At 38.8% G+C, this 13,653-nt stretch carries 11 protein-coding genes; 3 read left to right on the top strand and 8 right to left on the bottom strand.

Going from position 1 to position 13,653, the window contains the following annotated elements; all coding sequences use genetic code 11:
- Nucleotides 1-11 precede the first annotated feature (11 nt).
- From QNH48_RS03200 to QNH48_RS03180, 5 genes are all read right to left on the bottom strand, one after another.
- Nucleotides 12-740 (bottom strand): amino acid ABC transporter ATP-binding protein, encoded by a 729-nt coding sequence (locus QNH48_RS03200; RefSeq protein WP_095250500.1) that lies wholly within the window; start codon nt 738-740, stop codon nt 12-14.
- 286 nt (nt 741-1,026) lie between these two features.
- Nucleotides 1,027-2,091 carry an S-methyl-5-thioribose-1-phosphate isomerase gene (gene mtnA, locus QNH48_RS03195; protein ID WP_283953740.1) on the bottom strand — a complete coding sequence of 355 codons (1,065 nt, stop codon included), beginning with the start codon at nt 2,089-2,091 and terminating at the stop codon, nt 1,027-1,029.
- A gap of 3 nt (nt 2,092-2,094) precedes the next feature.
- Nucleotides 2,095-3,327, bottom strand: a complete 1,233-nt coding sequence (mtnK, locus tag QNH48_RS03190; protein WP_283953739.1) for an S-methyl-5-thioribose kinase — start codon at nt 3,325-3,327, stop codon at nt 2,095-2,097.
- A gap of 421 nt (nt 3,328-3,748) precedes the next feature.
- Entirely contained in the window at nt 3,749-4,741 is a 993-nt protein-coding gene (locus tag QNH48_RS03185) for a Gfo/Idh/MocA family protein (RefSeq protein ID WP_283953738.1), read from the bottom strand.
- A gap of 21 nt (nt 4,742-4,762) precedes the next feature.
- The gene (locus QNH48_RS03180; RefSeq protein WP_283953737.1) at nt 4,763-6,205 is read right to left on the bottom strand and encodes a PstS family phosphate ABC transporter substrate-binding protein; all 1,443 of its coding nucleotides are present in this window, start codon (nt 6,203-6,205) and stop codon (nt 4,763-4,765) included.
- A 493-nt stretch (nt 6,206-6,698) separates the two neighbouring features.
- Here QNH48_RS03180 and QNH48_RS03175 point away from each other — a divergent pair, with 493 nt between their 5' ends.
- Both QNH48_RS03175 and QNH48_RS03170 read left to right on the top strand, forming a co-directional pair.
- The gene (locus QNH48_RS03175) at nt 6,699-7,709 is read left to right on the top strand and encodes a GNAT family N-acetyltransferase (RefSeq protein WP_283953736.1); all 1,011 of its coding nucleotides are present in this window, start codon (nt 6,699-6,701) and stop codon (nt 7,707-7,709) included.
- 2 nt (nt 7,710-7,711) lie between these two features.
- The gene (locus QNH48_RS03170) at nt 7,712-8,020 is read left to right on the top strand and encodes a YciI family protein (RefSeq protein WP_283953735.1); all 309 of its coding nucleotides are present in this window, start codon (nt 7,712-7,714) and stop codon (nt 8,018-8,020) included.
- A gap of 88 nt (nt 8,021-8,108) precedes the next feature.
- Here the strand turns inward: QNH48_RS03170 and QNH48_RS03165 are convergent, their stop codons facing one another.
- The gene (locus tag QNH48_RS03165; protein ID WP_283953734.1) at nt 8,109-8,243 is read right to left on the bottom strand and encodes a hypothetical protein; all 135 of its coding nucleotides are present in this window, start codon (nt 8,241-8,243) and stop codon (nt 8,109-8,111) included.
- Between the two features lie 426 nt (nt 8,244-8,669).
- Entirely contained in the window at nt 8,670-9,998 is a 1,329-nt protein-coding gene (gene brnQ / locus QNH48_RS03160; RefSeq protein ID WP_283953733.1) for a branched-chain amino acid transport system II carrier protein, read from the bottom strand.
- Nucleotides 9,999-10,316: 318 nt separating this feature from the next.
- On the opposite strand from brnQ, the gene QNH48_RS03155 reads away from it, so the two are divergent.
- Nucleotides 10,317-11,777 carry a M20 family peptidase gene (locus tag QNH48_RS03155; protein WP_283953732.1) on the top strand — a complete coding sequence of 487 codons (1,461 nt, stop codon included), beginning with the start codon at nt 10,317-10,319 and terminating at the stop codon, nt 11,775-11,777.
- A gap of 480 nt (nt 11,778-12,257) precedes the next feature.
- Here QNH48_RS03155 and QNH48_RS03150 read toward each other — a convergent pair whose 3' ends face one another.
- Nucleotides 12,258-13,490 (bottom strand): Zn-dependent hydrolase, encoded by a 1,233-nt coding sequence (locus QNH48_RS03150; RefSeq protein WP_283953731.1) that lies wholly within the window; start codon nt 13,488-13,490, stop codon nt 12,258-12,260.
- Nucleotides 13,491-13,653: the final 163 nt, after the last annotated feature.

Here is a 13,653-nt window from a genome sequence, read left to right as displayed (position 1 = left end):
TTCCCCCTTGATTAATGATTTAATATACGGCTAAGAAATAAGCGAGCCCGTTCTTCACGCGGATTCTCATAAAATTCAGCCGGAACTGCTTCTTCTAAAATTCTTCCTGCATCCATAAATACAATTCGGTCGGCAACCTCCCTGGCAAAGCCCATTTCGTGGGTTACTACGACCATTGTCATGCCTTCCCTGGCTAGGGTTTTCATAACATCCAGAACTTCCCCGATCATTTCGGGGTCAAGTGCCGATGTGGGTTCATCGAAAAGCATGATTTCTGGTTTCATTGCAAGGCCTCGGGCAATTGCAACACGCTGCTGCTGGCCTCCGGAAAGCTGAGAAGGATAAGATTCGGCCTTATCTAATATCCCTACTTTTGCAAGATAATGTCGGGCTGTTTCCTTAGCTTCTTTTTCGGATTGGCCCAATGCTTTCATAGGAGCAAGAGTGATATTTTCAAGCACGGTTTTGTGGGGATATAAATAAAAGTGCTGAAAAACCATTCCAATATTGCGCCTTAGCTTATTGATATCTGTTTTTTTATCCCCTACAGATATCCCATTTACGGTAAGTGTTCCGTCAGAGATTGTTTCCAGGTGATTGATACAGCGCAGCAGAGTACTTTTCCCTGAACCGGATGGACCTATTACGACAACTACTTCACCTTGATTGATTGTGAGATTAATATCTTTTAAGACTTGAAAATCTCCATAGAACTTATTTACCTGATTAAATACAATCATGCTTGACCTCCTATTACAAAACCTATCAAGTACCGAGTTCCTACTATTAATAATTTTCAGAATTAATTAAATTATAGTCATGTTTTGTCATAACTGTCAAATCATGACAAATTACCTGTTTTTTTATAGTCTTTTAATACTATCTTTTATAGCGGAATTAAAAAGAAACCTCGCCAAGATTGCGGCGAGGTTTTGCATTTTTAAAATACCAAATACTATGTCAAATCGGTTTTTAAATTTTGAAAAAGCACTTCAAAATTTATCTGTTAGACTCAGCTTTATCATTTTATTTTTTAAACATTTTAGGAAGGCTTTCCGTATATGGTGCATAAGCAATTCCATTTTCCGTAACGATTCCTGTGATTAATGAATGATCGGTTACATCAAAAGCAGGATTATAGGTTTGAACACCATCCGGTGCCATGGACTTTTCATACCACTTACTTGTAATTTCCTCAGCAGGACGCAATTCGATGTGAATATCATCCCCTGTTTTACATTCTAAATCAACTGTAGATAGCGGTGCACAAACATAAAAAGGAATGTTGTAGTGCTTTGCGAGAATCGCCACACCAGAGGTTCCAATTTTATTTGCTGAATCGCCATTTGCCGCAACACGGTCACAGCCGACTAGCACAGCCTGAATTCTGCCTTCTTTCATAACGATGGAAGCCATGTTATCACAAATTAGCGTGACATCTACTCCAGCCTGCTGGAGCTCCCACGCTGTCAGACGTGCTCCTTGAAGCAAAGGTCTTGTTTCATCTGCATAAACTTTGAAGTCATAGCCTTTTTCCTGCCCTAAATAAATCGGAGCTAATGCCGTTCCGTATTTGGCTGTTGCGATGGTTCCAGCATTACAATGAGTGAGTAATCCCCAGCCTGGCTCCAGCAAGGAAAGTGCATGTTCTCCAATCGCTTCACAGATTTTTTCATCCTCTGCACGAATGTTTTCAGATTCCTCTTTCAGCGCAGCCTTTACTTCTGCCACACTCTTCCCTGCTTCTTGCTTAAATCGGTCTTCCATACGATTTAATGCCCAAAACAGGTTTACAGCCGTTGGTCGTGAAGTAGCTAAATAATCCTTCACTTTTTTAAAGTCTGCAAAAAGAGCTTCAACCGTTTCTGCTGTTGATTTCTTTGTTCCTAAATAGGCACCATATGCTGCAGCAATCCCGATTGCGGGTGCTCCACGGACCTTTAATTGATAAATCGCATCCCATATATCTTCCATTTCCTTTAATTCTAGGAAATTCGTTTCATTCGGTAATACGGTTTGATCTAATAATACTAATGTATCATTCTCATCATCTAGACGTACAGATTGTATGACAGTTACTGGATTTTGCACTTTTTATGCCCCTTTCACAGATGTAAGTTCAGCAGATTGAATCACACTGATAAAATCTGCACCTGTTTTAATCGACTCTCGATTAAGAATAAATGTTTTTCCAACGGTTAAGCAAATTGTTTCTGCTAGCACTCTAGCTTCAGCGTCCTCAATCAAAGTTAAATCCTTCACCTTTGCAAGTCCAATAACTCTTCGTAGAAGTTCGAGTCCCGCCACAGCTGCAGTATCTCTTAAAATAGTATCTAAATAATATTCCTTAAATCCTTCATAGCCTGCCACTCGTTCTGTTGCATTTTCGTCCCAGGCTTTGTTGAATTTAACTGTAAATAAATTTACAACATCTTTAATGGTTGTGACAAGATAATTTAAATACTCTTCTCTTGTTTCTTCATCTTCAATCGTAAACTTGCCATTTGCATAGGCAAAAATGAGATTGGCAATCACATTTCCAATATCATAGCCAGCTGGTCCATAAAAAGCGAATTCAGGGTCAATTACCTTGGTAGAATCTTCTTTTATAAAAATAGATCCCGTGTGAAGATCACCATGTAGCAACGACTGAGCATTTGTCAAAAACTCAAATTTCAGTTTCGCACTTTCTAGTACTAATTTTTTATCATTCCAAATGTTTTCTTTTACAAATTCCCTCGATCTTTCAAACACTTCATTACGAGGGCAATCATAAAAAGGCTCTGTATAAACCAAATCTTCCGTTATTTCACAAAGCTCTGGGTTGATGAATTGCTTAACTAATTCTTTCTTTTCTTTATGCTCAACCACTACATCAGATGTTAATAATAAGGTATTTACTAGAAAAGTAGAAATATGGTCAGCAAACAAAGGGAATTTCTTATGTTTTCCTAAAGCACTTCTCATAATCTCATGATCTGATAAATCATCCATTACCGTGCAGTTCATAATCGGATCATAATTATAAACCTTTGGTACAAAACCAGGGGCTAGTTTGTATTGTAGTCCCAGTATTTCACTTTCAATCCGGTTCCGATCTGGTGAAAGTTTAAATTCATCAGAGATTCGTGCCACTGGTCCGGCTTGCTTAATAATGATAGACTGATTGTTTTTTACATCTTCTATTTTAAAAACATAGTTTAAGTTACCGTCACCAATTTCTTTACAAGTCAATTCCGCTTCTTCTGGAAAAAGTTTGATTGCTTTTGCATAATCAATCGCGTCACCTTCCGTCATGGTGAAATATTCAATTGTGAAATCCTTCATTACGAACCCCTCCAAATTATTTCTTTTTATAATAAGTTAATGTTAAACATGGCTGCGAAGGCCATTAGCATATGACATTTGAAATAGACCTTAGAATGTTAACGATATTTGCTCTATCCATAAAAGCTGGACTAGTAATTGAAAAAATAACCTTTAAAGCTAAGATTGTAATAATAGTACCGTATTTGTACAAAAAATCAAATAATTCAAACCACTTTTTTGAAGGTGCCTTTGTCTGTAACTAGTGTGATCAGGCTCAGTTCCCCCTTTATTTGATATCTCTGAAAATTCTGCCTCTCCCTATCATACTATTTCTTGTTAAAGTGGTAAAACACTATGTTTATACTGGAAATTAATACTAGCAGAAAACAAAAAAACAGCACAATCCCTAATCATCCAAAGGGATTGTGCTGCTTTTTTATTATACTAATTTAATAATATTTCCTGTATGAATAGATTGATAGCATGCCTCGATGACACGCATATTTTGTATGGCATTTTCACCTGAATAAGAAGGCTCGCCATTCTCCAGAATTACCTGCGAGATATGCTCAACCTCTTCTCGATAGATATCAGCAACTATTTTTTCTTCTCTTGTTTCTTCTCCTATTTGAACTATAACAAGTCCTTCTCCCCCATGATTATCAGGGCGGAATGCTCTAGGAACCTTTATTTGCCCCTCAGTCCCAATCACTTCATACTCTGCTCTAAACACCATATCAAAGCTGCAATCAAAAAGAGCATGAACGCCATTTTCCATTTTCATATAACCAAAGGCAGATGTGTCTACTTGATAGTCTGAATGGATATTGGCGTGAACATCGACTTCTACTGGCTCAGCACCTAATATTTTCCGAATAGAATGAATCGCATAACAGCCTACGTCATAGAGACTTCCTCCACCTTTCTCTGAATCCATTCTGACATTACCTTCTGGCTGGGCAAGGAAAAATGAAAAGCTGGCCCGCATATATTTAACTTCACCAATCTCACCACTTTTAATGATTTCTCTCACCCGTTCATGCTGCGGGTGAAATTGATACATAAAAGCTTCCATGAATTTAACATTACTCTCACGGCAAAAATCAACCATTTCTTTCGTTTCCTCTGCTGTTAAGGACGCTGGTTTTTCACATAGAATGTGCTTTCCACGTTTGGCCGCTTCAAATGTCCACTTTTTATGTAAATGGTTTGGCAGCGGGATATAAACTGCATCTATATCCGGATCTTGCAGCATTGCTTCATAACTACTGTATGCCTTTGCTATATTAAATTGCGCTGCAGCCTCTTCAGCTTTTCCACTGCTTGAAGCAATTCCTGTGACCACTGCATTATTTGCACGTTCAAATGCCGGTATTAATGATTTTTGTGCTATTTTTGCGGTACTTAAAATTCCCCATCTTACCTTTTCCATCTACAATTCCTCCATCAAGGCTTAGTTTTTTATATAACCTATTTTTTCGATAATTTCTTGACCCTGAGGACCCTTCATCCACTCCAAAAAGGGTTCTATTGTGGTCTTATTGTTATCCTTTAATGTTACCGCATAAAGGTTTGCAGTAAAAGGATATTTTCCGCTGGCAATATTCTCTGGAGATGGTTCGATTCCATCGATAGCAAGTAGTTTAATATTTGAATTGTCTCTCATTCCGGTTGCAAAAAAACGAAAGGAGAATCCAATTGAATTATCATAATTTCGGTAGTCGGCAACTTGTTCAATAATCCCGCCCATCCCTTCTGGAACATCTTCCTTCAAAGGCTCCATGATTGGCGTGTCGCCCATTATTTTTTCCAGCAGCGTTTGACTGCCTGAATTTTTCGGTCGTTGAAAGGCTATTATTCTTTCGTTCTTACCTCCGAGCTCAGACCAATTCATTATTTTCCCAGAATAAACGCTCTGAATCTCAGAAACATCTAAACTATCTACTTTATTATCCGGATTAACAAAAAAGACAAATGCCTCCTTGCCAATGGGGGTCATGACCAGTTCCTTTTCCTGCCTTTTAGCCAATTCCCGCTGTTCCTTCGATGGTTCAGCACCAAAGTAAATGTCCACTTCACCAGACAAGAGCCGTTCATAGGAGTAAATTGTATTTGTGAAGCTAACGATATCCATTACATTATCCGCTTTACTGATGTTTTCATAGACTGTGTTAGCAAAAGCAGAATAGACAGGATATGCTGCTTCTGCACCGTCTAATATAGGCATTTCGCTAGAATTCTTTATCGTAAAAGTAGATGGCTCTGCTAGCTTAGGCAGTTTATTATCTGGATTTGTAACTTCATAAGGTGTTAAATCGGTAGATGAATAACCGCCGCCATACTCAAAGCCATAGGATGGCAGAACTGTCTTACTCCGATGCCATTGAACACCAGCCCCTGTACCGATCGCCAGGATGAATACGGTTAATACCGTCACCACATGCTTCTTGTTAAAAGTGGGGCGGGCCCTTTTGATGAGGAGTGATAAGAAAATACCAAACACAAATGCTAGTTCATAGGTTAATGGTGCCCATAGAAACAACCTTCCCTCGCCCATTAGCATTGTTATAAAAAAGATTGGCGCCATCGCTATATGGAAAATACCATAAACTAACCATGAATCTGCCCCGTAAAACCCGCCGCTAATCAGCATAAAAATTGCCCAAATTACAGCAGTATAAGCAAGCGGAAAGAGGAACACTAGAGTAAGCCCTTTTTTATCAATTGATTTGATCAGTGTTCTACTGGCAATCCACCCAGCAATCCCCCCGCCAATGATAAGCGGCAGAATCGTTGTAATTAAAAAATTATTTGTTGTAATCGTTATTGTGATGAATGAAATAAGAAGTGGAACTACACCAAAATACAAAAACATTTGAAGCTTATTTTCACCCATAATTACTCCTCCTATAAAACTATATATATGAATTTAGTGTAATTTTACACTTTTTCTTATTAATTTACAATACTTCCTTTTAATGGAATCAAAATGACATAACGATAGTCTTAATGCATAGATTCTGACTTTAGAGGACTCTTGGTGACCGAAGCTGTTGTAAAAACGAGAAAGTGGTAACCAAAGAGGGATTTTGGTTACCGAAACGGTTGAAATAATGAGAGAGTGGTAACTTAAGAGGGCTCTTGGTTACCCAAACGGCTCGAAAAATAAGAAAGTGGTAACTTAAGAGGGCTCTTGGTGACCGAGACGGTTCGAAAAATGAGAAAGTGGTAACTTAAGAGGGCTCTTGATGACCGAAACGGTTCGAAAATGAGAAAGTGGTAAATTAAGAGAGCTCTTGGTGACCAAACGGGGGATTCTCAAAAGAAGGATTTTTATTTGAAAGATAGAATAATATAAATTTTATTCTTTTAGTAGGAGGAAGAGCTTAGTGGCATTTGAAAATGAGATATCTAAAAAAATAAGGCTTCGAGATCTTCAGTTACCGGAAGATTATAAGCATATAGCCGTGATGTTTAACTCGATTGAACCAGGTTCTACAACCCTTGAAGCTCTTGAGGATGAAGATCGCCATATTCCTCAAAAATCTACACTCACCTTAAATGATCAAGGCCTGCTAACAGGATTTGGGAGAATAAGAGTGATAGCGGAAAACACAAATGGGCAGGTAATCGGATATGGTGCTTCATGGCGGGCCCCATGGAGTGATCCAGGTGAACTTGCCAGTACTTTTTGCGTTCATCCGGATTATCAAAGACATGGTGTTGGTGAACTGATTCTCTCTTATCTCGAAAATTGGGCAGCAAGTCATCAAGCATCCATCTTACTTTCTGAAGTAAAGGATTGGATCCCAGGCTCACTTCCGTTTGCACAGAAGCATGGCTTTTTGCTGGATGCCCATATTTTTGAATTAAGGTTAAACTTGAACCGACTAGACTTAACCAAATTGGCAGACCCCGTACATAGATTACAAGATTCTGATATTACCTTTGTTACCTTAGCTGATATAGCTGGTGAGGAGTCAGAAAAGAAATTATATGGTTTATATGTAGAAACCTCAAAAGACAATCCTGGGCAATCCGGAAACCTTCCTGCTTTTCCAGAGTGGCGAAAGGAGGCACTTCCAGAAAATTGTTCGCAAGAAAAATGGGTATTTATCGCTCTTGATGGTGATCGTTTTGTTGGAGTGTCCACCCTATTCAGTACGGATGAGACTGGTGTCCTGTATACTGATTATACAGGGGTGGACCGACACTATCGCGGCCGCGGAATTGCCAAGGCTCTAAAACTCCTTTCCATTCAAGCAGCTATAAATGAAGGGGCTCATACGATGACGACAGATACCGAAGCGGGCAATGAAGCCATGCAAAAGCTTAATAGAGGTTTAGGATATTTGCCTGGTAAGGGACATTATCGTATCCTAAAAAAATTGGGGGTTTAATCATGGAAAAATTGCAATTTTTATACAAGCTTAACCTTATTCCTTCATTATTAGATGAATCCAATTGGACAGAAAGAGAAGAAGGTATTGTACAGCACCACTTCGAAGTGCTGCAAGGATTGCTTCAGGAAGGAAAACTGATCTTAGCAGGAAGAACATTGAATATGGATCCATCTGGAATGGGTATTGTTATTCTTGAAGTTGACTCCGAGGAAGAAGCACGGGAACTGATGGAAAATGATCCGGCGGTAAAAGAAGGAATCATGGAAGCCGCCCTTTTCCCATATCGAGTGGCATTAATAAGGAAGTGATGGAAGACTAGGCTTGAGCCTAACGAGTTCTGATAAATATCTTGAAACCTTGAACCATTTATTGCAAAAAAAAAAACGAATCTCAACATTATTTTTGAGAGTCGTCTCTAAACAAGCTAACCATGTACTCTAATTCATTTTTACTCCATTGTTTTTGAGCATATGCTGATACCATAATGTATTTTCCGTAAGTATCCATAAAATTTTCAAATACCTTTTTCATTTTTTATTACCACCTTTGCAAGATTTATATCCTTATTATCTTACATAGGAGTCACTTTTTACAAAGCTCCGGAAAACGGAAACATTTACCATGAAAACGAAAACATATACAATGTAAGCGTGTATCTTACTCAGTTTCCTATCATTTCACTGTTTTTCGAAAAACCACAAACCGCGTAACCACGGGGACGGTTCTTACGGTCCCGCTAACGGGGAGAAACAATATAATTAGCATTACAATTTAAAGATTTCTTGTTAGGAATCGTTCCCTCAAACGGCGAAAACAAGGTGTCAAGGGAATGATACCTCGAGAATCGTTCCCTTGTATGTTGAAAAAGATGGGTCAAGGGAACGATACCTGTAAAATTTCGTTTTATCAAGGCAAAAAAGACCAAAAGAACCGTCCCCATGGTCCCCCCTGGTCCCACTATTTCGATGATGCTACCCAATTAAAAAGCCTTGCATATTGAAAAAGGAATCCTAGAAGCCCGCCCACAATGCTTGGGAGCAGCCATCCTAATCCATTTGTGTAAAGCGGAATGAAAATGAGTGCTGTTGAAATGGATGCTACTTCAATGCCAGCAGTGGTAAAACCATCGTAAATGCTGACAATTCCCGCTCCAATAATTGCACCTATATAAACAGCCCTCGAAACAGGAATATAGGATTGCAGTAGTGATAATAAAATCAGGATTATCGCAATCGGGTAAATACTTATTAGCAAGGGTATTGAAACAGAAATCAACTGACTTAATCCTAGATTCGCCATTGTAAAACTAAATAAACAAAGTATGGTGACGACAACTGGATAGGAAAGTCTAGTAAATCGTTGACTTAGGTACTCACCACAGGCAGCAACCAACCCTACTGAAGTGGTTAAACAGGCTCCGGTAATAACCAACGCAAGAATGATGGACCCGAATGGCCCGAATAGCAGTGAAGTGACTACTGAGAGAATAGCTCCGCCATTTTCCTGCATTCCAACACCCTCAACACTGGTTGCCCCAATATAGGATAAGGATATATAGACAAACGATAACCCAGCCCCTGCAATGATCCCTGCCTTAATCGTATAAGAACGTACAGCGGATGCTGTCTTTATTCCCATTTCTTGAACTCGATTAATCACAACAACTCCAAAAACAAGAGCTGCAATTGCATCCATTGTTAAATAACCTTCGACAAACCCGCCAAAAAACGCTCCATCTCTGTATTTTCCTACCGCCTCACCAATTGAACCAATCGGTGAAGAAAATCCTCTTATTGAAATCACTAGGATTAATAGTAAAAGTAACGGAGTAAGAATTTTCCCAACACGATCTACTAGCTTTGCTGGATTAAGTGCCAGCCAAAAGGTGATAAGGAAAAATACAAAAGTTGAAATAAATAACCCCATGCTGCTTTCATTTGATAGAAATGGTGCAACACCAATTTCATAGGTTACTGTACCGGTTCTAGGTATTCCGAAAAACGGCCCAATTGTTAAATAAATAATAACTGGAAAGATTTTAGCAAAAGTGGGATGCACTCTTTTGGATAAGTCATTTAAATCTCCCCCTGACCTCGCGATTGTGAAGACAGCCAAAACGGGTAATCCCACACCCGTGACTAAAAATCCAATGATAGCTGACAAAAGGGATTCACCAGCTTGCTGCCCAAGTAATGGCGGAAAGATTATATTTCCAGCACCTAAAAATAAGGCAAACATAAAAAAGCCTAAGGCAATAGTTTCTTTTAATGGTAATTTTCGTTCCATAAAAACCCTCCGCTGATTGTATAAAAAGGAATGATAATCCAGATTTTACAAATATTATCTTAAATATATTATTTTTTGAGTTAACTGATTGTTAAATAAGTAAATAGCTACAATATTAACTATATTAATATACAAAATATTACGCGAAACCGCAAAGAATTTTTAAAATAGTTTTTCAATTCAGGCAGGAACGCAGATATATTCATTTAACGCAGATATAATTTTTCAGCCAAATATGATTGAAAATCAACTATTCTATTAAAGGTATTCCCCTTCATAATATTGAACTATAGAAATAAGAATGGAGGGCAGCCTATTATGAAAAAAAGAAGACTATTCTTTCGTATCATTGGCGGACTGGTTTTAATTTTTATTATTGTAACCGTTTTCAACGCATTGCTGGTTAAATCTAAACAACCTTCTCCAAAACCAACAGACGTTGTGATTGACGAGGGAAAAGCGGTTGAGCACTTATCTCAAGCTATTACTTTTAAAACAGTATCCTACCAGGACCGTAGTAAATTTGACTTTACAGAATTCACTAAGTTTATTTCTTTTCTTGAGGAGAGTTACCCAGGTGTTCACGACCATCTCGAATTAGAAAAAATAAATGAATATGCTCTAATTTATAAATGGAAAGGTTCAGATTCTAGTAAAAACCCCATTGGCTTAACAAGTCATTATGATGTTGTTCCTGTTTTAGATGGAACAGAGGGAAATTGGGAACATACTCCTTTCAGTGGAACAGTGGAAAACGGCAAAATATGGGGCCGCGGTACATTGGATGACAAAATTGGTGTTATCGGAATACTAGAAGCAGTGGAGTTCTTGGTCAATGACGGATTCAAGCCCGCTAGAGATGTCTATATTATGTTTGGCTTTGATGAAGAAATTGGCGGTGACAAAGGCGCCCTCGAGATTGTAAATACCTTGAAAGAAAGAGGAATCACATTTGATTTTGTATTAGATGAGGGTGGAGCGATTGTTGAAAACATGGTTCCGGGCGTGGACCAGCCTGTGGGAGTTGTAGGAATTTCTGAAAAAGGGTCTGCCACGGCTGAATTATCCATCGAAGGCAGTGGAGGTCACTCCTCTCAACCAAAAAATCAAACCAATATCGGTAGAATTGCCAGCGCCATTGCCAAGCTAGAGGATACACAATTTACCGGAGATCTACGAGGACCTGGTGAAGACTTATTTGAATACGTTGCACCAGAAATGAGCTTTACCATGAAATACGTTTTTGCTAACAAAATTATTTTCGAGCCAATTATTGAACAAATACTATTGCAGCAGCCTGCGACTGCCGCTTTAATCAGAACCACCATTGCTCCAACTATTTTTCAAGCAGGTGAGCAATATAATGCATTGCCTGAGAAAGCAACGGCGATTATTAATCACCGTCTTATGCCTGGAGATTCTTTAGAAGAAGTTAAAACCTTTATTGAGGATACCATCGAGGATGATGATATTAAAGTGACAATCACAGGCAGTGAAGCTTCAAAGGTTTCTTCTATTAATGGATGGGAATTTAAATCTATTCAGCAAGCGGCCAGAAATGTCTATAACAATGCCGTTATTGCCCCTTACTTAATGTTTGCAGGGTCTGATGCTAAGCATTATGACAGTATCTCCAAAAATACCTATCGTTTTTTACCCGTGCAAATTACTTCAGAGGATTTAAACAGAATGCATGGTACAAACGAACACATCAGCAAGGACAATTTTATCCAGGCAATTAAATTTTATGCTGAAATTATTAAAGAGTCGAATCAATAAACATTTCTCCAATGGCTCTTTTCTAAAACTTCTGGGCTTATGAGTTTAGTCCTCAATACCCTATATTAGAGACTAATCTTTCCGATGGACCGCGCGGATTTGTCCTCAAGGCCCTGTATTAAGGACTAATCCTTCTGATGGCCCGCGCGGATTTGTCCTCAAGACCCTGTATTAAGGACTAATCCTTCTGATGGCCCACCCGGATTTGTCCTCAAGACCCTGTATTAAGGACTAATCCTTCTGATGGCCCACGCGGATTTGTCCTCAAGACCCTGTATTAAGGACTAATCCTTCTGATGGCCCGCGCGGATTTGTCCTCAAGACCCTGTATTAAGGACTAATCCTTCCGATGGCCCGCGCGATTTGTCCTCAAGACCACCAATTAAAGGCGAATCCTCCTTGCCCCATTTAGATGACTATGAGAAAACAGCCTCTCCAACAAAAAGAGACACCGAATGAATCCTGGTGTCTCTCTCTATTTTATTTGGATAGCAATGCTATTACGGTATCTAATAGAACATTTACGCCTTTTTCGCATTCCTCCCAAGTAGTCAACTCTTCTTCACAATGACTTTTTCCATTAAAACTCGGAACAAACAGCATTGCAGTCGGAACAAGGCTGGCAATAAATTGAGCATCATGTCCAGCACCTGAGACCATTCTTTTATTGCTATAACCTAATGACTGTGCCGACTTTTCAAGTTGGTTAACAATTTCTGAATTAAACCAAACGGTATCCCGCTCCCACAGCTTTGTGGTCTTTACCTCACAGCCTTCGTTTAAATCTAAGTTCGGAAGATTTTCAACAAATTCTTTAAAGGTCCTTACAATCTCTGGATTCTTATGTCTAGCCTCTAAGGAAAATACCACCTTGTTTGGAATGACGGTATGAATACTCGGATATACGTTTACCCTGCCGATCGTAAATACCAACTCTTCATCTAATGAACCTAATACCCTGCGAATTTCATTTATCAGGTTATTTGCGGCAAAAAGAGCATCCTTTCTCATACTCATTGGTGTCGTTCCGGCGTGGTCAGATTCACCTGTTATTTCTATGTCATAGCATGCCATACCGACCACACATTCGACGACTCCAATAGAAAGGGCTTCTTTTTCAAGAATCGGACCTTGTTCGATATGCAATTCTAAGAAAGCAACACCCTCTTTTAGACGATTCTCTACCGCTCCCTCATATCCAATCGCTTTAAGTGCTTCCTCAAAAGTAATCCCCTTAGTGTCTTTCTTTTTCACCATCACATTCTTTTCAAATTTACCTGAAAGTACTCCTGATGCCATCATTGAAGGCTCGAACCTCGCACCCTCTTCATTTGTAAAATTAACAATGGTTATCGGGACACGAGGCTTAATATTATTTTCCACAAGCGTTCTAACTACTTCTAGACCAGCTAATACCCCAAGTACACCATCAAATCTTCCGCCTTTTTTAACCGAATCCAAATGGGAGCCAATCAGTATGGGAGGTTTATTCTCCACTCCGTCTAGCGTTGCATACATACAACCCATATCATCAACCTTAACACTTAAGCCAATTTCCTCACAGCATGATTGGAAAAAATCTCTAGCTAACCGATCTTCCTCTGATAATGCCAGCCGAGTTACGCCATTTTTCTCAGTCCTGCCGAAGTTAGCAAACCTTTCAAGCTCATTCTTTAGTCTTTTTCCATTAATTAAAAGCTTTTGCCGCTGCATGTCCATCACTCCTTTTTTAATGGTGTCATCTGGGAGTCTTTTAATATTTATGTAAATATTCAGATAATATTAATTATACTGCGCTAAAATTATCTGTCATTAGACAGAATATAAGATTTTTACATTCAATTCTTATATACTTTGTACAAAAAAAAATTTACTT

It is taken from the genome of Neobacillus sp. YX16 (genome assembly GCF_030123505.1).
Taxonomy (GTDB): domain Bacteria; phylum Bacillota; class Bacilli; order Bacillales; family Cytobacillaceae; genus Neobacillus.
Note: the sequence above shows the minus strand (reverse complement) of the source record. Positions and strands in the feature narration are given on the sequence as shown.

What these genes read in the sequence shown, in the direction of transcription:
- brnQ (WP_283953733.1), bottom strand. Translation starts at nt 9,998, where the DNA reads ATGGAACGAAAATTACCATTAAAAGAAACTATTGCCTTAGGCTTTTTT.
- QNH48_RS03155 (WP_283953732.1), top strand. Translation starts at nt 10,317, where the DNA reads ATGAAAAAAAGAAGACTATTCTTTCGTATCATTGGCGGACTGGTTTTA.
- QNH48_RS03185 (WP_283953738.1), bottom strand. Translation starts at nt 4,741, where the DNA reads ATGGAAAAGGTAAGATGGGGAATTTTAAGTACCGCAAAAATAGCACAA.
- QNH48_RS03150 (WP_283953731.1), bottom strand. Translation starts at nt 13,490, where the DNA reads ATGCAGCGGCAAAAGCTTTTAATTAATGGAAAAAGACTAAAGAATGAG.
- QNH48_RS03165 (WP_283953734.1), bottom strand. Translation starts at nt 8,243, where the DNA reads ATGAAAAAGGTATTTGAAAATTTTATGGATACTTACGGAAAATACATT.
- QNH48_RS03200 (WP_095250500.1), bottom strand. Translation starts at nt 740, where the DNA reads ATGATTGTATTTAATCAGGTAAATAAGTTCTATGGAGATTTTCAAGTC.
- mtnK (WP_283953739.1), bottom strand. Translation starts at nt 3,327, where the DNA reads ATGAAGGATTTCACAATTGAATATTTCACCATGACGGAAGGTGACGCG.
- QNH48_RS03170 (WP_283953735.1), top strand. Translation starts at nt 7,712, where the DNA reads ATGGAAAAATTGCAATTTTTATACAAGCTTAACCTTATTCCTTCATTA.
- QNH48_RS03180 (WP_283953737.1), bottom strand. Translation starts at nt 6,205, where the DNA reads ATGGGTGAAAATAAGCTTCAAATGTTTTTGTATTTTGGTGTAGTTCCA.